Origin of the sequence: Paraburkholderia xenovorans (assembly GCF_046030735.1) — a bacterium.
GTDB lineage: Bacteria > Pseudomonadota > Gammaproteobacteria > Burkholderiales > Burkholderiaceae > Paraburkholderia > Paraburkholderia xenovorans_A.
Map to the genome: position 1 here is coordinate 95,881 of NZ_JAQQBV010000022.1, position 25,043 is coordinate 120,923.

Here is a 25,043-nt window from a genome sequence, read left to right on the forward strand (position 1 = left end):
CGCATTGGCGGTTTTAGACGAGAGCGCGTTTACACCGAATCGGCAGATGATTCGTGCGTAAATTTAAGCGTAAGTCAATGCATCGGCCCGAGCACGAAGAAGCAGGCCGTCAACCGCCGCCGAACCGCGCAAACCCCGCGCTTCCCACACCCTGCAACACCGAATCGTTTTGCGGCGTATGAATCCGCGCGCACAACACGTCGCGGTAGTGACGCTCGAGTGGATGGTCGCGCGTGAGTCCGGGATTGCCGCTCGCTTCCACCGCAAGTTGCACCGCCTGAATCGCCTGATTGGTCACCGTGTATTTGACGAGCGGCGCTTCGTCGAGCGCGACGCGTTCGGCGTGCGCGGTCGCGTCGAGCAACACGCGGTTGCTGAACAGCAGCGCGTCGATCCGGCCGAGCGTCTGCTGGAACGCGGGCAGACTCGCGAGCGGCGCGCCGAGGCTGCCGGGCGCGCGCGTGGCGGCCCAGTGCGCAAACCAGTCGCGCGCGGCTCGCGCAACGCCGTCGTAGATCGCCGACAACAGCACGCTCATCCACGCGAAGCCGAGCGGATCGAGACCCGCGCCCGGTGCGCCGGGCGGATGCACGTCGACGGCATGGGCAGCCGGCACGAACACGTTGTCGAACACCAGCTCGTGACTGCCGGTCGCGCGCATGCCGAGATGGTTCCATTCGCTACCGACCCGCACGCCGGGCGTATCGCGAGGCACGAGCCACACGCCGACGCGCGGCGGTGTTTCGTCGCTGCGAGCCCATACCGCGAGCCAGCTGAGTCCTGGACTGCCGGTGGAGTAAATCTTCCTTCCGTCGATGCGCCAACCGTCACCGCTACGCGTGGCGATCGTCGACGGCAAGCCGCCGCGTGCCGGCGAACCGAGTTCGGGCTCGACGCGCAACGAGTTGATCAGCGCGCCGTCGCGCACCGCTTCACGCGCGACGCGTTCACGCAATTCGACAGGCCAATGCGGATTGCCCTGCAAACGCACATGAAACAGATATTGCATGACCAGCACCAGCGCGGTGGACGGCTCGCCGTGCGCCACTGCGCGTACTACCTTCAACGCTTGCGGCAAGCTCGCGCCCGCGCCGCCGAGCGACGCCGGCACGGTCAACGAGAGCAGATCGAATTCGTGCAGCTGCGTGAGGTTCGCGTGCGGAAACTCCGCGGTGCGATCGTAGTGTTCGGCACTCGCCGCAAATTCGGCAGTGAGTTGCGCGAGCAATGCGTCGAACGCATCGCTATCGAGCGGAGGATGACGGCGCGTCACCGCGCTATCGGCAATGGGGGCGTTCATGGAAAGACTCCGGCAGGCACATCTTCGTGCGCATCACACATCGATCAAGGCAGCGGAAAACTGCGATCGAAGCTCGGGCGCACGTCGAGATGCGCGCGAATCACGCTGGCCGCTTCGTAGGTATCGGCGGTGCGTTGCTGCGCGGCGATCACGCTGTCGTCGATCGCAACGGGATGCACCTGGCCACGCTGATAAACGGTTTTCAGCACGTCGGTCGGCAGGCCGGTCACGCGCGATTGCATCGCCGCGACCTCGTCGGGATGCGACAGCGCCCAGCGCTGGCCGAGTGCGACGCGGCGCAGAAAGTCGGCGAGCTGCGTTCGCTTGTCGGCAATCGCGCGATCGGTGGCGACCTGATAGCTGAGTCCTTCCGAAAGGCCCACGCCGTTCGCGATGATGCGGTCGTGATCGCGCGCTTCGCCGAGCGCGGTGTACGAGTCCCACACGGACCATGCATCGACGCTGCCCGACGCGAGCGCCGCTTTTGCGTCGGCGGGCGCGAGGAACACGAAGGTCACGTCGCCGAGCGGCACGTTGGCTTTTTTCAACGCGGCCAACGCGAGGTAATGGCCGATCGAACCGCGTGTGGTCGCGATGCGTTTGCCTTTCAGGCTAGCCGCATCGTTGAGCGGCGATTGCGCGCCGACCACGATCGCGAGGTCCAGCGGCGTCGAGCGTGTCGCCGCGACCGCGCGCACTCGCGCGCCGGCTGCCAGCGCGAACACCAGCGGCGCGTCGCCGAGGCCGCCCACGTCCACCGCGCCCGCGTTCAGCGCTTCGCCGAGCGGTTGGGCAGCCGGAAAGTTGAACCATTCGATCTTGTACGGCAAATCCTTCAGTTGACCTGATGCTTCGAGAATGCCGCGCGTTTGCAACGACTGGTCGCCCACTTTCAGCACCGGCAGATCGGCGCCCGACGAATGCGTCGAACCGAGCAACGCGCACAGCGTGAGCGGGACCGTAGCGAGCGGTTTGAACAGCGCGCGGCGGATGCGCGACCACACGGATGGCGTGGAGAAGGAAGGCGAGGAAATCGTCATGGCGGCGCGAACGTCGTAGCTTGAAGTAAGGTGCAACCGACGATAAGGCAAGCCCCTGTATAAGACAAACGCATTATTCTGCTAAGCAAATATGCGGATTTTCTTCGCTGCTACAGCATGAATGGGGTTCGCCGCAGGTATCATCCAGTGCATGAAACTCGTGCACTCTCCCTGTCACCGCTCATCATGAAGATCGACGAAATCGACGCGTACGTCACCGTGATTCGCTGTCAGTCGCTGCAACAGGCGGCGCTCACGCTCGGCCTCACGCAACCGGCAATCACGCGCCGTCTGCAGAATTTCGAGGAGGCGCTCGGCGTCGAACTGCTCGACCGCAATACACGCCCGCTCAAGGCGACGGCCACCGGCCGCGTCGTCTACGAACAATGCCGCGTGATCCAGCGCGAGCTCGACGTGCTGCGCGAGATCGTCGCGACCGATACGCCGCCTGTCGGCATGTTGCGTCTGGGCGTCGCGCAGACGATCGCCGACATCGCGCTCAGCGACGCAATGCGCGGCCTCAAGGCGGCGTTCCCCGAACTGCAGGCGCGCGCGTCCACGGGCTGGGGCAGCCGTCTGCTGCAACAGGTCGAACAGGGTGAACTCGATGCCGCCGCGATCCTGCTTCCGAGCAACAAGACCTTCGACGACACGCTGTCGGCGCGCTCGCTCGGCCGCGTGAAACTGGCCGTGGTCGCGCAGAAAGGCTTGCTGAAAAAACGCGCGCATGCGCTCGCGGAATGCCAGTCGATCGGCTGGGTGTTGAATCCGGACGGCTGCGGTTTTCGCGACGGCTTGCAACGCGCGCTGACGAGTCTTGGCCTCGCGCTGAAGCTCAATCTGGAAACGCTCGGCACCGAGTTGCAACTGCAACTGGTCGCGGACGGCAACGGTCTCGGACTCGTGCCGCTACCGCTGCTGCATGCGAGCGCGCATGGGGACGCGTTGGACATCGTCCCGGTCAGCGATTTCAAACCGCTGATCGACATCTGGCTCGTGCATCCGCGCGTGCTCGGCAAATTGCAGCAGCCGGTGGAGCGCTTTGGCGCGGCGGTCGAGCGGCAGTTCAAGGAGGCTCGCGCGCAACGGGCGGCGTGACGGCCCACAACCCCGAGGCCTGACTCGCGGTTCAGGTGCCCACGCGCAACCTGCCGCGCGGCCTCCCGCAACCGCGTTGCTCAGATCACATGGAAACCATGCGTGCCGTCGCGCCCGAGTTGCGCGACGAGTCCATATTCCCACTCCAGATACCCGTTCATCGCTTCGCGCGGATTGTCGGTGCCTTCATACGGACGCCGGTAACGGTCGATGCGCGGTGAAGCCAGCCGCGTCTCGCCGCTTTCGACCGGCAAGCCCGCGTCGACCCACGCTGCCGTGCCGCCGCTCAGCACCTGAACCGGCTTGCCGGTCAGCGCGGCCAGTTCGGGTGCGACGAAGCGCGCCAGCAGACTGCTGCCGCATGTCACCACATAGCGCTGCGCGTCGGGCAACTCGGGCGCAACCTGGTCGAGCTGCGAGCGGATCGCGAACCACGCCCCCGGAATATGGCGCTTCACGTAATTCGCGCTGGTCGTGAAATCGAGCACGACCGTGCCGCGCGATTGCAGCAACGTGAGCAGATCGGCCGGCGAGATTTCATCGGCGGCAGGCGGCGTGACCGCGAAACGCGGCGCGGGGGCCGCGCCTTTTTCGCTGAAATCGGCGGCCGTCAAACCGTCGACCACGTACACCTCGACGTTCATCTGCGCGAGCCACGATGCCGTCATGTTCGCGCGCACGCCGTCGTTGTCCGCGAGAATCACGCGCGCGCCGCGCACCGGCGCGAACATGTCGGTTTCCTGAACGAGCTGGCCGCCCGGTGCGTGACGAAAGCCGGGAATATGACCCGCTTCGTATTCCTCAGGCGAGCGCACGTCGAAACGATAGATGCTGCGCACCGCTTCGTCGGCCCAGCGGCGCGCTTCGTCGCGCGAGGTGCGGCCCACGCGCGCACGGTCCGCGACACTGCGCGCGGCGAGCGCTGCGGCGAGGCGAACCGCGTCGTCGGTCTTCGGATCGAAGCGGCGCGAACTGCCGTGCGCGAGCGCCTGCCCCGCCAGCGTCCAGCCGATCGTGCCGTTGCGCAGCGCCACCACCGGATTGGGCACGCCCGCGTTGATCAGCGACTGCGCGCCGATGATGCTGCGCGTACGACCCGCGCAATTCACGATGATGCGCGTGGCCGGATCCGGTGCGATCTGCCGTGCACGCAGCACCAATTCGGCGCCTGGCACGCTGACGCTGCCGGGAATATTCATGGTCTGGTATTCGTCGAAACGACGCGCGTCGAGCACCACCACGTCGGCTTCGCGATCGAGCAGCGCCTGCACCTGCGGTGCTTCGAGCGACGGCGTATGGCGCTCGCTTTCCACCAGCTCACCGAACGCCTTGCTCGGCACGTTGACGTCCTTGAACAGCTCGCCGCCCGCGCGCGCCCAGCCTTTCAGTCCGCCTGCGAGCAAGCTGACATCCGTATAGCCGAGTTCGCTCAGGCGTTGCGCCGCGCGTTGGGCGAGCCCTTCGCCGTCGTCGAACACGACGATCGGCACATTGCGGCGCGGCAAGCGCAGCGGCGCGTCCAGTTCGAGCCGCGACAACGACAGATTGGCTGCAAACAGCGGATGACTGCGTGCGTGCGGATCTTCCTCGCGCACGTCGACGAGCGCGATTTCATCGCGTTCGAGGAGTGCCCGGCGCACGTCTTCGAATGATCGGGTGCTGAACTCTTTTGCGAAAGTCATGAGACCAAAGGCTCCTTCGAGACATTCCAGATATTCGGCAACAGGTCGTTCGAATAGCCGGAGATAAACGTCTTGCGGCCGCCGCCGGCCGGATACACCGACCGCGTCACCGCGCCGATATTTGCACCGTACACGTGAATGCTGATCGACGTACGGTCACCAAAAGCATTGCTCACACGATGGATGTCGCCGATGCGCGGCGACACTGCATCCACGGTGCCGGCGTCGAGGCGATGCGCGTCGCCCTCTTCGCGCAACTCGCCCTCCGGCGTGATGCTGTAACCCTGTGCAATTTCCGCGCCACGTAGCACGCCGATCAATCCCCAGACAGTATGGTCGTGCACGGGCGTCGACTGTCCGGGTCCCCACACAAAACTGACGATTGAAAAACGCTGCAACGCGTCCGCGTACAGCAGGAATTGTTGATAGCGCTCCGGGTCCGGCTGCGCGAACGCATCGGGCAGCCAGTCGTCGTGGGCGATCAGTTCGCGCAGATGCGCACCGCCGGTCTCGAGCAGTTGCGCCTCGGGCGCGTGCTGGTCGACCAGCGACGCGATCTGGCCGGCGAACGTGCGTAGCCGGTCCGTTCGTAGGGCTCGAGTCATATTTCGGAGTCTTGAAACTGTTGGATTGGGAGGAAGGAATTACGCAACGTCAATGAGCACGAACGCGAGCACGAGCGGTTGGCGAACGCCGATACCGCCGGAGCGAAGCCGGCGGCATCGAACTCGCGGCCGGGATGGGTCAGGTGAGAACGTCGGGTTCGGCTTCGACAAGCCCTTCCAGCAGGCTCTGAAACGCGAACAGCGCGCCGCCCGGACGACCCACCTGCTCGTGCGTGAGCGCGGCGACGTCGTGCGGGATCGGTTGCGGCGTGCCGGCGGCTTCGGCGAGCAGTTGCGTCTGGCACGCGTTGTCGAGCGCGATATACCACCACGCAGCCGACTCCACACTCGGGCCCGCCGTCAGGATGCCGTGATTCTTCAGGATCACGGCCTTGCGCTCGCCGAGCGCTGCGGCGATCCGCGCGCCTTCGCCGGTATCGAGCACCACGCCGCGGAAGTCGTCGAACAACGCATGGTCCTGGTAGAACGCGCACGAATCCTGGGTCAGCGGATCGAGCGTGCGGCCGAGCGTCGACCACGCCTTGCCGTATAGCGAATGCGTGTGCGCCGCGGCGATCACGTCGGGACGTGCGTCATGAATCGCCGCGTGAATCGCGAAGGCCGCCTGATTCAACGGCCCGTCGCCCACCACGATGTCGCCTTGCGCGTTCACCAGCAGCAGATCGGACACGCGAATGCGGCTGAAATGCTTGCCGAACGGATTGACCCAGAAGTGATCGGGCCACTCAGGATCGCGTGCGGTGATGTGACCGGCGAGACCCTGATCGAAGCCATAACGCGCAAACAGACGAAACGCCACCGCGAGCCGTTCCTGCCGATAACGGCGTTCTTCCGCGATGCTCGCGCGCGGCGGCACTTCGTCGAACCAGAATTTGCGCAGCGGCGCGTGACGCTCCAGCGTCGGCGCATCCTGCGCGGACGAAGTGGAAAGAACAGCGTGGGACAGATCGGTCATCGTTGCTCCAGTTCAGGCGGCCACGCGCTCGACGCGTGCGATTCGTTCACGGGTGGCCGGGATCAGTTCGCGGCCGTAGTCGATCGCGTCTTCGAGCGGATCGAAGCCGCGCACGAGGAAGGTCGACACGCCCAGCGCGTAATAGTCGGCGAGCGTATCGGCGACCTGCTCCGGCGTGCCGACGAGCGCGGTCGAGTTCGAGCGTCCGCCAATTTCCTTCGCGACGCCGGTCCACAGGCGTTCGTCGACGCGATCCGACTCGCCCGAGGCCGCCAGCAGACGCCGCGCGCCCTCGCTTTGCGCCGGGCCGCCTACGCCGAGCCCTTGCAGCGCGCGCAGCCGCCGCGTTTCTTCGAGAATGTGATCCGCACGCTCCCACGCGGCCTTTTCGGTCTCGGCCAGAATCGGCCGGAACGACACCGAGAAGCGCACGGTGCGGCCATGCCTGGCCGCTTCCGCGCGCACGCGGGCGACCTGCTCGCACACCTGTGCCTTCGACTCGCCCCACAGCGCGTAGACATCCGCGTGACGGCCGGCGATTTCGAGCGCGGGCGCCGACGCGCCGCCGAAATACACCGGAATGTGCGGCTGCTGCAGCGGTTTCACTTCCGAGAACGCCTGCTCGAAACGATAGTACTTGCCGCTGTGATCGAACGGTTTGGTTTCGGTCCACACGCGCCGCAGGATGTGCAGGTATTCGTCGGTGCGCGCGTAGCGTTCGTCATGCGACAGGTAATCGCCGTCGCGGCGCTGCTCGGCGTCGTCGCCGCCGGAGATGATGTGCACCGCGAGACGGCCGCCCGAATACTGATCGAGCGTCGCCAGTTGGCGCGCGGCGAGCGTCGGCGCGACGAAGCCCGGACGATGCGCGAGCATGAAGTGCACCTTGCTGGTCACGCTCGCCGCGTGCGCGACGGTGAGCAGCGCGTCGGGGCTGGTCGAATGGTACGGCACGAGGATCCGGTCGAAGCCCGCATCCTCATGCGCGCGGGCAAACTGTTCGAGGTACGCGAGGTCGATCGCAGGCCCTTGCGGCGCGTGCGTTTCCGACACCTTGCGGGACTGGATCATGCCGATGAATTCGATGGACACGTGGGTGTCTCCCAGGATGGTTGCCGCCCGGCGGGGCGTGGGCGTTCTTTGCGGGGTGCAATGCTCGCGGTGAAGCGTGCTGCAAGGCGCGGGTTGCGAGGCGCGGGTTGCAAGACGATTAAGGTAGCAGCGCGACATGCGCTTGTTAAATATTGATCGGCCATATCTATATCGACTTTGCATGTAACGCTGAGCCGATAACAGGCGGCGGGATAGCGCAGCTTTTTCACGCCGCCGCTGCACGCGCGTCAAAACCCCCTTTCAGGAACGTGGACATCCGCGCGCCGTCAGCAGGAAAACGAAAGCTTTGCCACAATGCCCCATCGCGTGAAAACGCCGGAACCCGCCAATCAACAGACAATGATCCCCTTCTCGGTCCTCGACCTATCGCCCGTGAACGCGGGCGCCACGCCCGCGGATGCGTTCCGCAACACGCTCGATCTCGCGCAGCACGCGGAAAACTGGAACTACCGCCGCTACTGGCTGGCGGAACATCACAACATGACCGGCATCGCGAGCGCGGCCACCGCGGTGGTGATCGGCCACGTGGCCGGCGGCACGAAGAAGATTCGCGTCGGCTCGGGCGGCATCATGCTGCCGAACCACGCACCGCTCGTGATCGCGGAACAGTTCGGCACGCTCGCATCGCTCTATCCGGACCGGATCGACCTCGGCCTCGGCCGCGCGCCCGGCACCGATCAATCGACCGCTCGCGCGCTGCGCCGCGATCTGCAGAACAGCGCGGACTCGTTTCCCGACGACGTCGTCGAGTTGCAGCGTTATTTCGCCGACCCGGCACCGGGCCAGCGGATTCGCGCGGTGCCCGGCGCGGGCCTGCACGTGCCGTTGTGGCTGCTCGGCTCGTCGCTATTCAGCGCGCAGCTCGCGGCGGCGCTCGGCCTGCCGTTCGCTTTCGCGTCGCATTTCGCGCCCGATTACATGCTGACCGCGCTGAAGGTGTATCGCGAGCAGTTCCGGCCGTCGGCGACGCTCGACAAGCCTTACGCGATGATCGGCGTCAATCTGTTCGCCGCCGATAGCCATGAGGAAGCACAGCGACTCTTCACGTCGCTGCAGCAGCAGTTCATCAATTTGCGGCGCGGCACGCCGGGGCAGTTGCAGCCGCCGGTCGAACGGCTCGAAGCGTCGCCGATGGAGTTGAACGGCGTCGCGCATTCGCTTGCCTGTTCGGTCATCGGCGATCGCGATGCGGTGCGTGAAGGCTTGCAGTCGATCATCGAACAGACCGGCGCTAACGAGTTGATGCTGACCGCGCAGATTTACGATCACGAGGCGCGGCTGCGCTCGTTTGAAATCGCCGCTCAGGTGCGCGAGGAGTTGAGCGGCAATTGAGCGGGTTTGACGGATTAAAAAAGGGCGGCCTATCCGACGATAGGCCGCCCTTCTTCTTTTGGACTACAGCGCTCGTTTAGCGATTCGCCGACGATGCCGCCGGCCCGTCGAGCAGCGCTTTGTGAAACACCTGCGGTCCTGCATCTGCGGCGCGTGTCCTGGCGCCGAACACCGTCGAAGGAAATGGCGATACGCCAGTTTTTTGCGGATTTTTGCGACAGATTCGATGGTACGCTGACGCCTCGGATTTGGGTGCGGGATCACTGCCCAAATCGCCCTGATGCGGGCAAGACGGTGACTGTGCAGGCAAGCGTTGGTGTGCCGCGGTGGGCGCATCGTGACAAACAAGGATAGGCAGTGGTTGAACAAAAAACTGAAGACGCAGGCTTTTCTTCGATCGAGTATGTGCAGCGCGTCACGACCTTTTTGGAGGAAGTGAGCGGCTGGTGCATAGAACACGGCCTAACCGTGGACCGCGACGCTGTAAAGCTCAATGAAGAGCGAATGGCCCAATATGATGCCCCGAGCCTTTACATATCAAAGGACGGAGTGTCGGTGGCGAGGATCCTGCCTGTCGGGTCAAAAATCATCGGCGCGCGCGGGAGAGTGGACCTGATTGGCCGTGTGACGAGACATGCGTTCCTTTTCTATGTTGGAAAAGGTTCTGCGTTTTCGACACAAACTACCGTTGATGGAAAAACCGTGACTTCGTCGTCGACACGTATGATTTCCGGAGTCGACGCAGATGGCTGGTACTGGATCGAGGCGAAAGTACGTCGGCCAAAACTCGTTGAAGAGAGTCTGTTTCTCGACCTGCTCACGGATGTCTCCGACTATGAATTTTAGTAATCCACTGGATCCCGTCTATAAGGCATTTGCCGTCGCGAACGATTGTTTCAAGGTTGCCACGCATACGATTGAGAACCAGCACGAGGAACTCATCCGACGCACACAGTTCATTGGGGCAACGCCGGAAGAAGCAAATTACGCACTTGCAGAAGCCGCAAAGCAAGCCGCCGACCTTGCCATTTTGGCGCTGTTCGCCACATTCGAACGATTCGTTATCGAGCATTTGCAAATGGCGAACCGTTTGCTTGCAGCAGGATATCCGCAGCACTATGCCAACAGGCTGGCAGAAAAGTTCGAAAGTGAGGTCGAGTACTGGAAGTTTGGTGAGATTCTCAACCTTTTCAAAGGCGAAGTTGACCCTGATCTCATCGGGCAGGTGAAGCAAATCAAGCAATATCGCGACTGGATCGCCCATCAAAACCCGAGTAAGCCAACTCCGACTCAGGCCACACCGGCAACGGCCTTCGATGTCTTAACCAGGATGATCGAGCAAATCCGGCAGACGCATACACCTCAGCCGGACGAGGAACGGTCGACGCCCTCGCACCGGCATAAGCTCGATAGGCGGCGGGCAACGCAGGAGTACGTTGCCCGATAGAAAGCCGGTTGAATCATTAGCGATTCACCGGCAGCGCCGCCAACCCCTCCAGCAACGCCTTATGAAACGCCTGCGGGTCCTGCATCTGCGGCGCGTGTCCTAAATCTGCGAACTCGACCAGCGTCGCGTGCGGAATCGCCTTCGCCGCCGCCTTGCCCAATTCGGGGTAGTGACCGAGCTTTGCGCGCACGTCGGGCGGCGCGGCGTCCTTGCCGATTGCGGTGGTGTCCTTCTGGCCGATCAGCAGCAGCGTCGGCATCGTTAGTTGCCCCAGTTCGTACACCACGGGTTGCGTGTAGATCATGTCGTACAGCAACGCCGAATTCCACGCGACGATCTGTTTGCCCGGTCCCCGGTACATGCCCGCCAGCATCTGCACCCAGGGTTCGTAATCGGCGCGCCATTGACCCGCGTAGTAAGTGGCCTGCTCGTAGCGGCGGATGCCGTCCGCGGTGGTCTTCAACTCGCGGGCATACCAGTCGTCGACGGATAACGGCGGCACGCCTTTCGCTTTCCAGTCCTCCAGACCGATCGGGTTGACCAGCACCAGTTGCTGCGTCTCACGCGGATACATCAGCGCGTAGCGGATCGCCAGCATGCCGCCGGTCGAGTGGCCGATCACGGTCGCGTCGGTCACGCCGAGCGACGCGAGCAGCGCGTGCGTATTGCGCGCCAGTTGCTGGAAGCTGTACTGATAGTGCTCGGGCTTGCTCGATTTGCAGAAGCCGATCTGATCCGGCGCGATGACCCGGTAGCCGGCGTCGCTCAAGCGATGGATCGTCGCGTCCCAGGTCGCCGCGCAAAAGTTCTTGCCGTGCAACAGAACTGCCGTGCGGCCGTTCGCATGCGCCGGCTCGATGTCCATGTACGCCATATGCAGCGCGACACCTTGCGACGTGAAATCGTATTGCCCAACCGGCGCCGGATAGTTGAAACCCTGCAGTTCGGGGCCATAGGCAGGGCCGGCATTGCCAGCATTGCCGGCGGCGGTATCGCTGGCGGCGGCCGGACTGGCCGAAGCGGACGGTTCAGCAGAAGCTGTAGAAGCAGCGGCAGCGTCCGATGCGGCGAAAACGCCGGACGCCGCGACGAGCATGGAGGCGCTCAGGATAGCGAGCAGAGAATGACGACGGAGGTTCATCGATAAATTTTCTGGCAAAGGGAAAGCCGAGGAAGAACCGCGTGGACGCGGCCGCAACCGGAGAGCGGACGATTCTACGACGCGCGGCCCGACCGTGCTGCGGTGCACGCAAGTTGCTTACACGCGTGCAAGTCCGCCCGTCCAATCCGTGGCACGCATATTGCGAAGCGTCACCTCACGGCCTATGTGTCGTGGCGCACGGATGCCAACCGTGCAAGGGTTGATCGTGCACAACGTGAGTCTGCAAGCACCGCCCGCAGAATTGAGCTACGCGTCGGCGGCAAATCGGTGCTAGAACTAGCAGACGGGCCCGCGCAGAAACGAGCCGCCTCGCATCACGAAGCAACCCGCGCAAACTGGCGAAGAACAGCGGCGCATGCAACATCCGGGGCACACAAATCAGCAACGATGTGACATGGGAGACAAACATGGAAACTCCGGCACGGCTGAACGATCTGCAACGCAGCACTCTCGCCATCGTCCTCGCGGGCGGACGGGGCACGCGGCTCGGGCCGCTCACCAACAAACGCGTGAAGCCGGCGGTTCACTTCGGCGGCAAATACCGGATCATCGATTTCGCGCTGTCCAATTGTCTGAACTCCGGCATCCGTCGCATCGCGGTGGTCACGCAGTACAAGGCGCATTCGCTGTTGCGCCACCTGCAACGCGGCTGGAGCTTCCTGCGCGGCGAATTCGGCGAATTCATCGACCTGTGGCCGGCCCAGCAACGCGTGGAAGGCGCGCACTGGTATCGCGGCACCGCGGACGCCGTGTTCCAGAACCTCGACATCATCCGCTCGATCCGCCCGAAATACGTCGTGGTGCTCGCGGGCGACCACATCTACAAGATGGACTACACGCGCATGCTCGCCGATCACGCGGAAAGCGGCGCGGATTGCACGGTCGGCTGTATCGAGGTGCCGCGCATGGAAGCGGTGGCTTTCGGCGTGATGCACGTCGACGAGCACCGGCGCGTCACGGGCTTCGTCGAAAAACCGGCCGATCCGCCGTGCATTCCGGGCCGCCCGGATACGGCACTCGCCAGCATGGGCATCTACGTGTTCAGCGCGGATTACCTGTACTCGCTGCTCGAAGAGAACATCTCCACCATCGATACCGACCACGACTTCGGCAAGGACATCCTGCCGCGCGTGGTCACCCAGGGCCTCGCGATCGCGCACCCGTTCAGCATGTCGTGCGTGTCGTCGGACCCGAAAGTCGAACCTTATTGGCGCGACGTGGGCACGATCGACGCCTACTGGGCCGCCAACCTCGATCTCGCGTCCACGATTCCGACGCTCGACCTGTACGATCGCAACTGGCCGATCTGGACCTATCAGGAGCAACTGCCGCCCGCCAAGTTCGTGCGCGACATGAAAGGGCTGCAAGGCAGCGGCAATAATCTGATCGTCTGCGGCGGCTGTGTGATTTCGGGCTCGCAGATTTCGCGCTCGGTGTTGTCGTCGAATGTGAAAGTGAGTTCGTTCTGTCATATCAGTGAGGCAGTCTTGTTGCCGCAGGTCACGGTCGGCCCGAGCTGCCGCCTGCAGAAAGTGGTGATAGACCGGGGCTGCGCGATACCGGAAGGCACCGTGATCGGCGAAGATCCGGTGGCGGACGCGGAACGCTTCTATCGCACCGACGACGGCGTCGTGCTGGTCACGCCGGAAGCGCTGCGACAGAGCCCGCAGTGAGCCGGCCTGATCCGGCGCGCAGCGAACCGGAAACGAAGCGGAACGAAGCGAGACGGAACGAAGCGGAACGCCCCACCCGACTGACCAACAGGAAGAAACGTAGCCTATGACGATTCGCGCCCTGCACGTCGCAAGCGAGCTGTATCCCCTCCTCAAAACGGGCGGTCTCGCCGACGTCGCGGGCGCGTTGCCGCCCGCGCTGATCGAGCGCGGCGCCGATGTGCGGGTGTTGCTACCCGGCTTTCCGGCGGTACTGGCGGGCCTAAGCGACCTGCAGCCGGTCGCGCAACTGGGCCGCCGCTTCGACGCGCCGAACGTGACGCTCGAACGCGGCACGCTGCCGGCCAATGGTCTGATCGTCTACGTGATTCGCGCCGGCACGCTGTACGACCGGCCCGGCAATCCGTATCTGAACGACGAGCACGTGCCGTACGGCGACAACGCGCAGCGCTTCGCGCTGCTCGGCTGGGTCGCCGCGCAACTCGCGCAGCAGCTGGATCCGGCGTGGTCGCCGCAGATCGTCCATGCGCACGACTGGCACGCCGGACTCGCGCCCGCCTATCTGAAAGCCGCCGAGCGCCATCATGGCCGCGCGCTCGCGCACAGCGTGTTCACGGTGCACAACCTCGCCTACCAGGGCGTGTTTCCCGCGCATCAGTTCGGCCAGCTCGCGTTGCCGGACGATTTCTTCAGCATGTACGGGATCGAGTTCTACGGTCAGTTGTCGTTTCTGAAGGCCGGCCTCTACTACAGCGACCGCATCACCACCGTCAGCCCGACCTACGCTCGCGAAATTCAAACGCTCGCGCAGGGCGGCGGGCTCGACGCGCTGTTGCGGCATCGTTCGCACGACTTGAGCGGCATCCTGAACGGCGTCGACTACTCGGTGTGGAATCCCGCCAGCGACGCATTGCTCGACAACCATTACACGTCGACACGTCTGGCCGGCAAATCGGCCTGCAAGGAAGCGCTGCAAAAACGCTTCGGCCTCGCGCAGAAAAGCGACGCGCTGCTGTTCGGCGTAGTGAGCCGTCTGACCGAGCAGAAAGGCCTCGACCTGCTGCTCGGCGCGGTGCCGGAAATCATCAAGCACGGCGGGCAACTGGTGGTATTCGGCACCGGCGACCCGGCGCTCGAAAACGGACTGAAGCGCGTCGCGCATGCGCATCCGGAATCGGTCGCGGTCGAACTCGGTTTCGACGAAACACTCGCGCATACGATCGTCGCCGGCAGCGATGTGATCGCGGTGCCTTCACGTTTCGAGCCCTGCGGCCTCACGCAGTTGTACGCACTCGCTTATGGCTCGCTGCCGCTCGTGCATTGCGTGGGCGGCCTCGCGGACACGGTGCTCGACGCGTCGCTGGAAAATCTCGCCGACGATCGTGCAACCGGCTTCGTGTTCGAGCGCTTCGAGCCGAAGGGCATCTCCGCCGCGATCCGTCGCGCGTTCGCGCTGTATGGCCGCCGCACCGAGTGGAAGGCCACGCAGCGGCGCGCGATGCGCCAGGATTTCGGCTGGGGCGCATCGGCCGAGCGGTATCTGGCGCTATATCGCGAGCTCGCCTGAGTTCGCCTGAGCACGCTTAGCGAGCACGGGGCCCCACGGCCCCCACCCACCCCGATGATGGTTCGACGCAACAGCACGGGGACGGATCAACTCGCGCGCGGCAAACTCCTGTATTGTTTGTGGACTACGCAGACCGTGCATTATTCCTGCATCGGCTGAAACACCCGTCCTGCCGCGCACCGCACCGGCTCAACCGGTCGCGCAAGCGGCGCACCTTTTTGTCCTCACTCAAACGCGCATTCCGGTAAAGCGCGTACGCCTACCATGACGAAAAACGTTCTCAGCATCCAGTCGCATGTCGTGTTCGGGCACGCCGGCAACAGCGCGGCCGTGTTCCCGATGCGCCGGCTGGGCGTCAACGTCTGGCCGCTCAATACCGTGCAGTTCTCGAATCACACCCAGTACGGCCACTGGACCGGCAGCGCGATCGGCGCCACGCAAATGGAAGAGCTCGTCGACGGAATCGGCGCGATCGGCGTGCTGCCGCGTTGCGACGCGGTGCTCTCCGGCTATCTGGGCACGCCCGAACAGGCGCAGTCGGTACTCGAGATCGTCAAGTCGGTGAAGGCCGCCAATCCGCGCGCGTGGTACTTCTGCGATCCGGTGATGAGCGCGACGAACGGCTGCAAGGTCGAACCCGGCATTGAAGAATTCCTCGTGCGCACCATGCCGGAGATGGCCGACGCGATGGCGCCCAACCACAGCGAACTGCAACGCCTGGTGGGCCGCGAGATCGAAACGCTCGAAGAAGCCGTGACCGCGTGCCGCGAGGTGATCGCGCGCGGGCCGAAACTGATGCTCGTCAAGCATCTGCTCGACCGCAACAGTCCCGCCGATCGCTTCAACATGCTGGTCGTCACCGAGCGCGAAGCGTGGATGGGGCAACGTCCGCTCTATCCGTTCGCGCGGCAGCCGGTCGGCGTCGGCGATCTGACGAGCGCGGTGTTCGTCGCGCGCACGCTGCTCGGCGATTCGATCCGCTCGGCCTTCGAGCACACGCTGGCCGCTGTGAACGGTGTCGTCAAGGCGACGTGGCAGGCCGGGCGTTATGAGCTCGAACTGGTGGCCGCGCAGAACGAGATCGCACAACCGCGCGAATGGTTCGACGCGTGGGTGGCCGAAACGGCTTGACGCAGGAAGCCGGCGCGTAGGTGCCGAGGCGTCACGATGCACACCGACTCCACCTATAATTCGTGCCGCGTGGGCCCGGAGCGCCGCCCGGCCTCACCGCATTTCTCAGCATCCGGCATTTCAGCAGACGAGGCATCGATGGACGGTTATATCCGCAGCGAGCGGGAAGAATATTTTGAGCAGTTGTGCGTCAGCGTCGACGCGGACGAAACGCACGAGCAGGAAGCGATCGAGTACTTCGAGAACCAGTTCAACGAGGCCGACTTCGATCCCGCGCAATGGCTCGACATCGCGTTGTATTACTCGCCCGCGGTGGCGCGCGGCATCATCGACATGGTGACGCCCGACGACCGCGCGCGCAGCAACATCGCCGAAGTGATCGCCGACAACCTCGACATCTCATACGGCGAGGACGAATGCCAGCAATTCGCCGAGACCATCGAGTTCGCGCTGAACAACGGCGTGCCGGTCGATCTCGATCTGGTGCTCGACGGCTGCCAGCGCGCGATCGACGACCTCGACACCTGGGCCGACGAAGACACCAAGGCGCCGCTGCTGCGTCTGCGTGAAGAATTGCTGCGCCAGCAAGGCGAGCATTAAGCATCGCGGTTGTTAAGCATGTGCCGCAATCGGCACATGCTCCTCTCCCTCCTCCGGCCGCCAGCCCAAGCGCTGCGCCGTCTGTGCCGAAATGCTCATTCAAAGCGCCGCGATCTGCCAAGACGATCGCAAATTGGCTTTCTATATTCGCGCCAGATGACGAAGCGCGGCAGCGCACCGCGTAATTTCCACGATGTTTCTGGCGATCGATCATCCGTACTCTTGATGAATCGCATCGACGCAAACGGAAGTTGAAGTTTGCGCGCCGATCCAGCGTGATGCGTTGCCGCTTTGACACCCTCAAACTGTCGATGGAGAGAGACCATGAGTCTTCGCAATACGCTGAAACCGCTTGCCTGGCTGGCCGGTGCCGTCTTCGCCATCGCGCCCCTCGCCGGCTTCGCCGACGACCTGCCGGTGAAAATCGGCTTCGCCGCGCCGCTGACCGGCGCGAACGCCGGCTACGGCAAGGACCTGGAGAACGGCGTGCGGCTCGCGATCGAGGAAGCCAACGCGCAGAAGATCAAGATCGGCGATCAGGTCGCGCAGTTCGAGCTCGTGTCGCAGGACGACCAGGCCGACCCGCGTATCGGCGTGCAGGCCGCGCAAAAGCTGGTCGACTCGGGCGTCGCGGTGGTGGTCGGCCACTTCAACTCGGGCACGACGATTCCCGCATCGCAGATCTATGAGCAGGCGGGCATTCCGGTGATCGACCCGGCCGCGACCAACCCGATCATCACCGGCCGCGGTTTTGCCAACACCTTCATGGTGATTTCCACCGACGCGCAAAACGCCGGCAACGCGGGCGTGTATGCGGTCGAAGTGACCAGGGCGAAACGCATTGCGATCATCGACGACCGCACCGCATTCGGTCAGGGCGAAGCGGACGAGTTCGAGAAAGCGGTGAAGGCGCACGGCGGCAACATCGTCACGCGCGAATACACCGACAATAAAGCGGTGGACTTCAGCACGCAGATCACCAAGATCAAGTCGACCAACGCGGATCTGATCTTCTTCGGCGGACTGGACACACAGGCCGCGGGCTTCGCGAAGCGGATGAAGCAACTCGGGATGAACGCGCAACTGGTGGGCGGCGGCGGCGTGATGGACCAGGACTTCATCAAGCTCGCGGGCGATGCGTCGGAAGGCGCAATGGCATGGGAATACGGCCGGCCGCTCGCGCAACTGCCAGGCGGCAAGGATTTTTCGGCGAAGTTCAAGAAGCGCTTCGGCGTCGATATTCTGTCTTATGCGCCATTCGGTTATGACGGCGCGTGGGCCGCGATCCGCGCGATGCAACAGGCGAAGTCCAGTTCACCGTCGGCGTATCGGCCCGTGCTCAAAGCGATCGACTACGAGGGTGTGACCGGCAAGATTTCCTTCGACAGCACCGGTGCGCTGAAGAGCGGCGCTTCCACGCTATATCAGGTGAAAGGCGGTACGTGGGTGCCGATCGTGACGAAGAGCGGTACGTAGGGCTCGCTACGTCCCCGCCTTCACCACCACCTCGGAATCGAGATCGCGTTCGATCTTCACCAGATCGTCCCTCACGTCGGCGAAGTCTTGCGCCGAACACATCTGATGCCCGAACGCGGCGCGCAAATGCCGGGTGACCTGCAGCGTTCGCGCGACGGGATCGAACACGTAGCGCGAAGAGAATGCCAGGTAGCGGTCTTTTAGCACCACGTCGGACGGCACATCCGCGACCCGCGCGAAACGCGGCAGCGTGAGTTCCAGCGTCTCGTCAAAGTCTCCGCCGATGCATGCCCACGGCTGCGTGCGTGAAGGCTCCGCGAGCCAGCCCTGCACCTGGCCCGCCATCCCGCCGGACAGGCTGCTCAATGCCGGCACGGCGGTCGTGCCGTCCTTCCATACAAAATGCTCGACGCGGCCCTGCATCGCGGTGGAAAACGCGCCGTCGGTCTCGTTCACATCGTCCGTGTGCAACTGGGCGGTGCCGTGCAAACCCGTCTGCAACAAACGGCTTGCCGCGATCTGCTGCGTGCGTTGCCGCGTCGCGCGGCGGAACATGTTGCGCTCCAGCTCGGCCGTATAGCCGGCATCTTCGACACGGTAAGCGTAATTCGCCGCGCCGCTTTCATCGACGTCGATCTGCAAGCGCGCACTGCGCCCGCGTGCCTGCGTGGCCGGCGTGCGCGACAGCACACCCGCGTCGACCAGCAGGACCGGCCGATCCATCACGCTCGGCGGCAGATAGCCGAAGCTCACGCCGCCCGCCGTCGTATCCGCATACAGCAACAGCTCGGGAATCCACACGATCGCGTGATTGATCGCGCTGCTGCCGTATCCGGGCACATCGGGCAAGCTGTAGTACGGCCCGAGATTCAGCAGGACTGCCTCGCTGCGAATGCCGACCGCCGCCAGCAACGCGCTATACAACGCGACGTGGTCCTTGCAGTCGCCGTAACGGTTGTGAAGGATATCGATCGCCTTGTGCGGAATCGCCGCCGTCTCGCCGAGAAACAACGCCACGTAACGGATATTCAAACGCACCCAGTCGTATAAAGCCTGCGCCTTTGCGCGCGGATCGGTTGCCTGAGCGGTCAGGCTCTGCGCGAGCCGTACGATCTCGGGATCGTTCATCGTCGCGTCGACGGCCGGCCCGCGATAACGTGCGGCGAAGCTCGCGAAGTCCGGCACCGTCGACACCATCAGCCGGTCACCCCAGTTCGCGTAACCCACCGCGCCCGCTTCGAGCCGCTCATACGGACCATGCCGGTAATCGAATTCGTAGCGGGTCCGGCCATTTTCCGTGACCGGCGGCAGCGCGACGTAGCCGCGCGCGTCGGCATGCAGCGGCACGTCGGCGGGCAGATCGAAAATCAGCCGCTGCATCTCGACCGGGTCGCGCGTCGGCTCGACCAGATAGGAAAATGTACCGGCCTGCAAAGGCGTTGTGCGGGTCTTGCGAAACGCCAGATGCACGCGCGAGCCCGCTTCGACGCCCGGAAAGATCACCGTGCGCAAAACGCCGTCTTCGAAACTCGGCGCGCCGGCCGAGCGCGGTTCCTGCACGTCGCGAATCGCTTCCGGGCCGACCGGATGCGCAACGCCGTTCGCATCGATCGTTTCCGCGGCGAGCAACTGCACCTGCTCGATGTCCTTGTTGAACCACACGTAGCGTTGCGCGATATCGTCGACGCCGCTCGTCGTATTCGCGCGTAACACCGTGTCGTCGTGCTCTTCGACGGAACCGTCTTTCTGGATGATGAACAGGTGGACGTCGCGCTCGGTGGTCGACGGCGCGAGATCGTCAACGGTTGCGTTGCCTTGAGCGTGAGCGACTTGCGGCAACGTGGCGGCCAGCGCCAACGCTGCGTAGATTCTGAGCCACTTCGCGTACTGTGTTGTCATAGCCGGCGCACGCACGGAAGCGACAAGCACTGCACGCCTACGTCAGATGCGACCCGGCTCAATCGCCTTCTCCGATCTCCCCCAGCAGCGTTTGCAAACGCTCCACATGCCTGAGCAGCAGATGACGGTGCTTCTCGATCTGCTCGAGCCGGCCGGCGAGGTCGGCCTGAATGGGGTCGTCGAGATCGGCGGCAGCGATCACGTCCTCCACTTTCGATCGCATCGTGGCAAGCTCGACCGGCGCATGACTCAGATGACGCTCGAAGCGCCGCACATCCTGGATCGCCAGATCGCGGACCTTGCGAAAATGCGCCTGGCGCCGATGCGCTTCGGCGTCGAGCGTTTCCTCTTCCACACGTTTGGCCACCGCGGGCTGACCGAAAATCGGCTCGGGCGGCCGCAGCACGGTTTTCTTGCGCACCGGATGCGCCGTGCCGCGAAAGCGCGCAAGCGGTTGTTCGTTGTCGATCGCTTCGCGCGCGTTGAGCGGAATGTCGTGTTCCGTGTGCGCGGAATTCATCCAGCCGTTCGGCAAACCGGTGACCGCCTCGATGCCGCGCACGAACTCCTCGCTGAATTCACGCTGACCGGACAGCATCAATTTGAGGTAGCTCGCGGAGAACGTCATCATGCGTGCAAGCCGCGACGCCGCGCCGACCTCGCGCGTCAATAGCACCAGGTTCGCCCGCCAGACCGGCAGCAGCAATTCGTCGGAATCTTCCATCGCTGGGTCTTCCATCTTTTTGCCCGAGGTGTCGACGACGCGTTCACGTGCGTCATCGTTTTGAAAGGGTAGTCGCTTCACCGTGCGGCACGCAACCGGTAACTTCTGCAGATGCCCAACCGTGCGTTGCAGATTCTGCAACGCGGCGCTCGCAGCGACATCATGAAGACGACGTGAGGGCGTGACGCCTCATGCCCTTTCCGATTGACACACGGATGCGCGCCGCGTTCCGGCGCAAGTTGCCGAATAGCGGGCAAAAACGCACGACTCATGGCATTCTCCCCGGCGCGCGGCACGTATCGTGCTGTTAATTTGCACCTACCACTTGATACAAAGGAATTGTGATGAAGAAAGCCCTTCTTGCTTTGGCCGCAGCAGCCGTAACCTTTGGCGTGATCGCGCCCGCGCAAGCGTATGACCATCATCGCGAATGCCACAAGGTCCGCGTTCACCATCACTGGGAACGTCACTGCCGTTAATCGTTCGCTACCTGCGGGTACGACCGAACGAAGAACGCCCCGCATTGCGGGGCGTTCTTCATCGACCTCCGGCTAGCCGCTAACCTACACCGCCTGCGTCAGGTCGCGCAGCAGGAAACACACGCTGTTACACATTAGCGCGGCGACGGAAGGCACGGCAGGAGGTGAGCCGTCATTCGAGCGTTTGATTTGTTATGCAGCCGACACCCGTTCCAGTGCCGTGCTCACCAGGCTTTCCAGCAGCGGTTCGACCTGCGCTGCCAGCGCGTCGTCGTACGCGTATGGCATCTGCTCTTCCATATAGGTAATCTGCGACAGTTCGAGTTGCACCGCGTGCACACCCTGTGAAGGCACACCGTATTGCCGTGTGATGTAGCCACCCTTGAAGCGGCCGTTGGCGACAGCGGAATACCCGCCATGCTGCTCGACGAGCGCGGCCAGTTCCTCGCCCAATCCGGCCACCGCGCTCGCGCCGTTCGACGTGCCGAAATTGAAATCCGGCAGACGTCCTTCGAAAAAACGCGGTACATGTGAGCGAATCGAGTGCGCTTCCCACAGCAGCACGTTGCCGTGTTCAGCTTTCAGATCGGCCAGCTCGCCGGCCAACGCATCGTGATACGGCTTCCAGTACGCGTCCCGCCGGCGCGCCACTTCGGCGTCAGTCGGCAAATGTCCGTCGAGATACAGCGGCTCCTTGTCGAACGTATCGACCGGCAACAAGCCCGTCGTGTCCTGCCCCGGATACAGATTGGCGCCGTCAGGCGGACGATTCAGATCGATCACGTAGCGCGCGTAAGTCGGCGACAGAATCGACGCACCCATGCGCGCCGCGAATGCATAGAGCCGGTCGAGATGCCAGTCGCAATCGTCGGTGCGTTGCGCGGCGGGCGTCATGGTTTTGGCGATGTCCGCAGGAATCTGCGTGCCCAGATGCGGGATCGAGATCAGCAGCGGCAAGCTGCCGCGCTGTAGCGAGAAAACCGGCGGATTCGGATTGTTTGCAGCAGTCATATCAAGCCCGGAATCGTTACGTTCGAAAGATCACGTCAGGATCACTTCAGCAGATCGGCGAGCGCCACGCGATAGCGCGCGTAGGCGCCCTCTTCATCGCGATGCCGGCGATTCTCGACGACCTTGTCGCCGCCTGCGTAGACGTCGCGAATCGGCGACTCGCCGTGTTCGCAGAATACAACGCCCGAGAGCCACGCGTCCGGCGCATGTTCGGCGATGCTCGAATGATCCGCATCGAGCACCAGCCAGTCCGCGCGACGGCCGGCCTGCAACGCGCCGACCGCGCGGCCGGTTGCATGCGCGCCGCCGTCGAGCGATGCGTCGAACAGACGGTCGGCCACGTGCGTCGCCTGAGTCGAAGCCAGCACGTTCCGCTGACGGCGCACAAGACGCTGACCGTATTCGAGCAAACGCAATTCGGCGCGCCAGTCGACGCCGATATGGCTGTCGGAGCCGACGCCGATGCGTCCTTGCGCGTCGAGATAGTCATGCGCCGGGAAAATGCCGTCGCCGAGGTTGGCTTCGGTGGTCAGACAAAGGCCCGCCACCGCGCCGCTTCTGGCGAGCGCCAGCGTTTCATTCGCATCGACGTGCGTTGCATGCACGAGGCACCAGCGGCTATCCACATCGAAACGATCGAGCAGCCATTGCACCGGACGCGCGCCTTCGGTTTCGATGCACGCATCCACCTCGGCGGTTTGCTCCGCGATATGGATATGAACCGGCGCGCTCGCGTCGATGCCGGCCAATAGCGTGCGCAACGAATCCGCCGACACGGCGCGCAGCGAATGCGGCGCCACGCCATAACGCAATGCCGCGCTTTCGGGCCGTGCCGCGCGCAACGTGCCGAGCAGGTCGAGCAGACTCTCCGGCGTATTGATGAAGCGCCGCTGATCGTCGCGCGGCGCACGTGAGCCGAAACCGCCGTACTGATACAGCACCGGCAGCATCGTCATGCCGATGCCGCTCGCGGACGCGGCATCCACGACGCGTTGTGCGAGTTCCGCCTGATTCGCGTAGCGGCTGCCGTCCGGCGAGTGATGCACGTAATGGAATTCGCAGACCGACGTATAGCCCGCTTTCAGCATTTCGATGTAGAGCCACTGCGCGACCGATGCCAGCCCTTGCGGCGTGATCTTCGCAGCGAAGCGATACATCAGGTCGCGCCAGCTCCAGAAATTGTCGGTGGCGCCGGCTCCCGACGCGGCGCGATATTCGGTGAGGCCGGCCATCGCACGCTGGAATGCATGCGAGTGAAGATTCGGCATCCCAGGTATGACCGGACCCGCGGCCTTGGGCACGCCGGCAGGTGCCGCGTTCATGTCGGGCGTCACCGCCATCAACGTACCGGCGGTGTCCCACTGCAGCAGCACGTTGCGGCGCCAGCCGTCCGGCAGCCAGGCGTGCCCGGCGAATAGCGAATGTTGTGTTGAGGTCTGTGTTTGCGTCATTTTTCAGCTCTGACTAGATTCACGTCGCGTATAGACGGTCTCTCCCGCACGCACCACGCGCGCGCACAGCGGACGACCGATCCAGTAAGCCAGCTCGGCCAGCGACTCGACCGACCACACCGCGAAGTCCGCCGCGCGCCCCACTTCGAGCGAGCCATGCGACGCCCCCTGGCCGAGCGCACGCGCCGCATGGATCGTCACGCCTTGCAGCACTTCGGGCACGGTCATGCGGAACAGCGTGGTCGCCATGTTCATCATCAGCAGTAGCGACGTGGCGGGCGAGGTGCCGGGGTTGCTGTCGGTGGAAATCGCGATCGGCACCTGATAGCGCCGCAGCAGTTCCAGCGGCGGCAATTGCGTTTCGCGGATGAAGTAATACGCGCCGGGCAACAGCACCGCGACCGTGCCGGCTTCCTTCATCGCGGCAACGCCGGCTTCGTCGAGAAATTCGAGGTGATCCGCGGACAACGCGTGATGCCGCGCGGCCAACGCCGTGCCTCCGCCATTCGACAACTGCTCCGCATGCATTTTCACCGGCAGCTTGTAGCGTTCGGCCGCGTTGAACACCCGCTCGCTCTGTTCCAGCGAAAAGCCGATGCGCTCGCAGAACACGTCGACGGCGTCGACGAGCCCTTCGTCGGCGAGCGCCGGCAGCATCGTGTTGCAGACTTCGTCGATGTATGCGTCGGCACGGCCCGCGAATTCGGGCGGCAACGCATGCGCGCCGAGGAACGTCGTGTAGACCGTGACCGGGTAGCGCTCGCCCAGTTGCCGCGCGACGCGCAGCATCTTGCGCTCGCTCGCGAGATCGAGGCCGTAACCGGATTTGATTTCGATCGCGCTCACGCCTTCCGCGAGCAGCGGCTCGAGCCGCGCGGCGGATTGCCGGAACAGCGACGCTTCGTCGGCCGCACGCGTGGCGCGCACGGTCGACACGATGCCGCCGCCCTGCCGCGCGATCTCTTCGTAGCTGACGCCCGCGAGGCGCTGCGCGAACTCGTCGGCGCGCTGGCCGCCATACACGAGATGCGTATGGCAATCGACGAGACCCGGCGTCACCCACGCGCCGTGCAGATCTTCGCGCGGCCACGCGGCGTACCCGGGAGGTAATTCGGAGGCTGCGCCGAGCCACGCGATCTGGCCGTCTTGCACCGCCATCGCGGCATCGGCCAGCGTGTGTTGGGGATCGCCCTGCGGGCACAGTTTCAGGTGCTGCCAGACAGTTTGCTTCATCGCGTGCTCTTTGCAGCTCGTTGCGTGTTTGTGGTGGTTCGCGG

Annotated in this window: 22 protein-coding genes; 10 read left to right on the forward strand and 12 right to left on the reverse strand. The window is 64.0% G+C overall.

Going from position 1 to position 25,043, the window contains the following annotated elements; genetic code table 11:
• Positions 1–109: 109 nt before the first annotated feature.
• Both PQQ51_RS21765 and PQQ51_RS21770 read right to left on the reverse strand, forming a co-directional pair.
• Entirely contained in the window at positions 110–1,300 is a 1,191-nt protein-coding gene (locus PQQ51_RS21765) for an acyl-CoA dehydrogenase family protein (RefSeq protein ID WP_408498886.1), read from the reverse strand.
• Positions 1,301–1,344: 44 nt separating this feature from the next.
• Entirely contained in the window at positions 1,345–2,340 is a 996-nt protein-coding gene (locus PQQ51_RS21770) for an ABC transporter substrate-binding protein (protein WP_408498887.1), read from the reverse strand.
• Between the two features lie 186 nt (positions 2,341–2,526).
• Between PQQ51_RS21770 and PQQ51_RS21775 the strand changes: the two genes are divergently transcribed.
• The gene (locus tag PQQ51_RS21775; protein WP_408498888.1) at positions 2,527–3,438 is read left to right on the forward strand and encodes a LysR family transcriptional regulator; all 912 of its coding nucleotides are present in this window, start codon (positions 2,527–2,529) and stop codon (positions 3,436–3,438) included.
• A gap of 80 nt (positions 3,439–3,518) precedes the next feature.
• On the opposite strand, the gene PQQ51_RS21780 is transcribed toward PQQ51_RS21775, so the two are convergent.
• From PQQ51_RS21780 to PQQ51_RS21795, 4 genes are all read right to left on the reverse strand, one after another.
• Positions 3,519–5,120, reverse strand: a complete 1,602-nt coding sequence (locus tag PQQ51_RS21780) for a rhodanese-related sulfurtransferase (protein ID WP_408498889.1) — start codon at positions 5,118–5,120, stop codon at positions 3,519–3,521.
• On the reverse strand, positions 5,117–5,725 hold the full coding sequence (locus tag PQQ51_RS21785; RefSeq protein ID WP_408498890.1) for a cysteine dioxygenase family protein: 609 nt from the start codon (positions 5,723–5,725) through the stop codon (positions 5,117–5,119). The genes PQQ51_RS21780 and PQQ51_RS21785 overlap by 4 nt, the downstream gene beginning before the upstream one ends.
• A 139-nt stretch (positions 5,726–5,864) precedes the next feature.
• Positions 5,865–6,701: a class II aldolase/adducin family protein gene (locus PQQ51_RS21790; RefSeq protein ID WP_408498891.1), complete on the reverse strand. Its 837-nt coding sequence runs from the start codon at positions 6,699–6,701 to the stop codon at positions 5,865–5,867.
• Positions 6,702–6,713: 12 nt separating this feature from the next.
• Positions 6,714–7,793, reverse strand: coding sequence for an LLM class flavin-dependent oxidoreductase (locus tag PQQ51_RS21795; protein ID WP_408498892.1), 1,080 nt, complete (start codon positions 7,791–7,793; stop codon positions 6,714–6,716).
• 360 nt (positions 7,794–8,153) lie between these two features.
• Here PQQ51_RS21795 and PQQ51_RS21800 point away from each other — a divergent pair, with 360 nt between their 5' ends.
• From PQQ51_RS21800 to PQQ51_RS21810, 3 genes are all read left to right on the forward strand, one after another.
• On the forward strand, positions 8,154–9,146 hold the full coding sequence (locus PQQ51_RS21800; RefSeq protein WP_408498893.1) for an LLM class flavin-dependent oxidoreductase: 993 nt from the start codon (positions 8,154–8,156) through the stop codon (positions 9,144–9,146).
• 357 nt (positions 9,147–9,503) lie between these two features.
• Entirely contained in the window at positions 9,504–9,992 is a 489-nt protein-coding gene (locus PQQ51_RS21805; RefSeq protein ID WP_408498894.1) for a hypothetical protein, read from the forward strand.
• Positions 9,982–10,593, forward strand: coding sequence for a hypothetical protein (locus tag PQQ51_RS21810; protein ID WP_408498895.1), 612 nt, complete (start codon positions 9,982–9,984; stop codon positions 10,591–10,593). Before PQQ51_RS21805 ends, PQQ51_RS21810 begins: the two co-directional genes overlap by 11 nt.
• A gap of 16 nt (positions 10,594–10,609) precedes the next feature.
• Here the strand turns inward: PQQ51_RS21810 and PQQ51_RS21815 are convergent, their stop codons facing one another.
• Entirely contained in the window at positions 10,610–11,734 is a 1,125-nt protein-coding gene (locus tag PQQ51_RS21815) for an alpha/beta fold hydrolase (protein ID WP_408498896.1), read from the reverse strand.
• Positions 11,735–12,162: 428 nt separating this feature from the next.
• Between PQQ51_RS21815 and glgC the strand changes: the two genes are divergently transcribed.
• From glgC to PQQ51_RS21840, 5 genes are all read left to right on the forward strand, one after another.
• The gene (glgC, locus tag PQQ51_RS21820) at positions 12,163–13,428 is read left to right on the forward strand and encodes a glucose-1-phosphate adenylyltransferase (RefSeq protein ID WP_408498897.1); all 1,266 of its coding nucleotides are present in this window, start codon (positions 12,163–12,165) and stop codon (positions 13,426–13,428) included.
• A gap of 106 nt (positions 13,429–13,534) precedes the next feature.
• Positions 13,535–14,995 carry a glycogen synthase GlgA gene (gene glgA / locus PQQ51_RS21825; protein WP_408498898.1) on the forward strand — a complete coding sequence of 487 codons (1,461 nt, stop codon included), beginning with the start codon at positions 13,535–13,537 and terminating at the stop codon, positions 14,993–14,995.
• A gap of 264 nt (positions 14,996–15,259) precedes the next feature.
• Positions 15,260–16,126, forward strand: a complete 867-nt coding sequence (pdxY, locus tag PQQ51_RS21830) for a pyridoxal kinase PdxY (protein ID WP_408498899.1) — start codon at positions 15,260–15,262, stop codon at positions 16,124–16,126.
• Positions 16,127–16,264: 138 nt separating this feature from the next.
• Entirely contained in the window at positions 16,265–16,726 is a 462-nt protein-coding gene (locus tag PQQ51_RS21835) for a hypothetical protein (protein WP_408498900.1), read from the forward strand.
• A gap of 324 nt (positions 16,727–17,050) precedes the next feature.
• On the forward strand, positions 17,051–18,202 hold the full coding sequence (locus PQQ51_RS21840) for a branched-chain amino acid ABC transporter substrate-binding protein (protein WP_408498901.1): 1,152 nt from the start codon (positions 17,051–17,053) through the stop codon (positions 18,200–18,202).
• A 6-nt stretch (positions 18,203–18,208) separates the two neighbouring features.
• Here the strand turns inward: PQQ51_RS21840 and PQQ51_RS21845 are convergent, their stop codons facing one another.
• A complete protein-coding gene (locus tag PQQ51_RS21845) occupies positions 18,209–20,101 on the reverse strand; it encodes a DUF3857 domain-containing transglutaminase family protein (RefSeq protein ID WP_408498902.1) in 1,893 nt (630 codons plus the stop codon).
• A 58-nt stretch (positions 20,102–20,159) separates the two neighbouring features.
• Entirely contained in the window at positions 20,160–20,825 is a 666-nt protein-coding gene (locus PQQ51_RS21850; protein WP_408498903.1) for a hypothetical protein, read from the reverse strand.
• A gap of 344 nt (positions 20,826–21,169) precedes the next feature.
• Here PQQ51_RS21850 and PQQ51_RS21855 point away from each other — a divergent pair, with 344 nt between their 5' ends.
• Positions 21,170–21,304 carry a hypothetical protein gene (locus PQQ51_RS21855; RefSeq protein ID WP_408498904.1) on the forward strand — a complete coding sequence of 45 codons (135 nt, stop codon included), beginning with the start codon at positions 21,170–21,172 and terminating at the stop codon, positions 21,302–21,304.
• 192 nt (positions 21,305–21,496) lie between these two features.
• Here PQQ51_RS21855 and hutG read toward each other — a convergent pair whose 3' ends face one another.
• The 3 genes from hutG to hutI are packed head-to-tail and all read right to left on the reverse strand — an operon-like array spanning position 21,497 to position 24,999.
• Positions 21,497–22,315 (reverse strand): N-formylglutamate deformylase, encoded by an 819-nt coding sequence (hutG, locus tag PQQ51_RS21860; protein WP_408498905.1) that lies wholly within the window; start codon positions 22,313–22,315, stop codon positions 21,497–21,499.
• Between the two features lie 41 nt (positions 22,316–22,356).
• Entirely contained in the window at positions 22,357–23,766 is a 1,410-nt protein-coding gene (locus tag PQQ51_RS21865) for a formimidoylglutamate deiminase (RefSeq protein WP_408498907.1), read from the reverse strand.
• 3 nt (positions 23,767–23,769) lie between these two features.
• Positions 23,770–24,999, reverse strand: a complete 1,230-nt coding sequence (hutI, locus tag PQQ51_RS21870; RefSeq protein ID WP_408498908.1) for an imidazolonepropionase — start codon at positions 24,997–24,999, stop codon at positions 23,770–23,772.
• Positions 25,000–25,043: the final 44 nt, after the last annotated feature.

Excerpts from the sequence above, each read along its gene's own strand:
- PQQ51_RS21785 (WP_408498890.1), bottom strand. The coding sequence starts at position 5,725 with ATGACTCGAGCCCTACGAACGGACCGGCTACGCACGTTCGCCGGCCAG.
- PQQ51_RS21840 (WP_408498901.1), top strand. The coding sequence starts at position 17,051 with ATGAGTCTTCGCAATACGCTGAAACCGCTTGCCTGGCTGGCCGGTGCC.
- PQQ51_RS21835 (WP_408498900.1), top strand. The coding sequence starts at position 16,265 with ATGGACGGTTATATCCGCAGCGAGCGGGAAGAATATTTTGAGCAGTTG.
- PQQ51_RS21765 (WP_408498886.1), bottom strand. The coding sequence starts at position 1,300 with ATGAACGCCCCCATTGCCGATAGCGCGGTGACGCGCCGTCATCCTCCG.
- PQQ51_RS21800 (WP_408498893.1), top strand. The coding sequence starts at position 8,154 with ATGATCCCCTTCTCGGTCCTCGACCTATCGCCCGTGAACGCGGGCGCC.
- PQQ51_RS21845 (WP_408498902.1), bottom strand. The coding sequence starts at position 20,101 with ATGACAACACAGTACGCGAAGTGGCTCAGAATCTACGCAGCGTTGGCG.
- PQQ51_RS21865 (WP_408498907.1), bottom strand. The coding sequence starts at position 23,766 with ATGACGCAAACACAGACCTCAACACAACATTCGCTATTCGCCGGGCAC.
- glgC (WP_408498897.1), top strand. The coding sequence starts at position 12,163 with ATGGAAACTCCGGCACGGCTGAACGATCTGCAACGCAGCACTCTCGCC.
- glgA (WP_408498898.1), top strand. The coding sequence starts at position 13,535 with ATGACGATTCGCGCCCTGCACGTCGCAAGCGAGCTGTATCCCCTCCTC.
- PQQ51_RS21775 (WP_408498888.1), top strand. The coding sequence starts at position 2,527 with ATGAAGATCGACGAAATCGACGCGTACGTCACCGTGATTCGCTGTCAG.
- hutI (WP_408498908.1), bottom strand. The coding sequence starts at position 24,999 with ATGAAGCAAACTGTCTGGCAGCACCTGAAACTGTGCCCGCAGGGCGAT.
- PQQ51_RS21810 (WP_408498895.1), top strand. The coding sequence starts at position 9,982 with ATGAATTTTAGTAATCCACTGGATCCCGTCTATAAGGCATTTGCCGTC.
- PQQ51_RS21790 (WP_408498891.1), bottom strand. The coding sequence starts at position 6,701 with ATGACCGATCTGTCCCACGCTGTTCTTTCCACTTCGTCCGCGCAGGAT.
- PQQ51_RS21815 (WP_408498896.1), bottom strand. The coding sequence starts at position 11,734 with ATGAACCTCCGTCGTCATTCTCTGCTCGCTATCCTGAGCGCCTCCATG.
- PQQ51_RS21855 (WP_408498904.1), top strand. The coding sequence starts at position 21,170 with ATGAAGAAAGCCCTTCTTGCTTTGGCCGCAGCAGCCGTAACCTTTGGC.
- PQQ51_RS21780 (WP_408498889.1), bottom strand. The coding sequence starts at position 5,120 with ATGACTTTCGCAAAAGAGTTCAGCACCCGATCATTCGAAGACGTGCGC.
- PQQ51_RS21850 (WP_408498903.1), bottom strand. The coding sequence starts at position 20,825 with ATGGAAGATTCCGACGAATTGCTGCTGCCGGTCTGGCGGGCGAACCTG.
- PQQ51_RS21770 (WP_408498887.1), bottom strand. The coding sequence starts at position 2,340 with ATGACGATTTCCTCGCCTTCCTTCTCCACGCCATCCGTGTGGTCGCGC.
- hutG (WP_408498905.1), bottom strand. The coding sequence starts at position 22,315 with ATGACTGCTGCAAACAATCCGAATCCGCCGGTTTTCTCGCTACAGCGC.
- pdxY (WP_408498899.1), top strand. The coding sequence starts at position 15,260 with ATGACGAAAAACGTTCTCAGCATCCAGTCGCATGTCGTGTTCGGGCAC.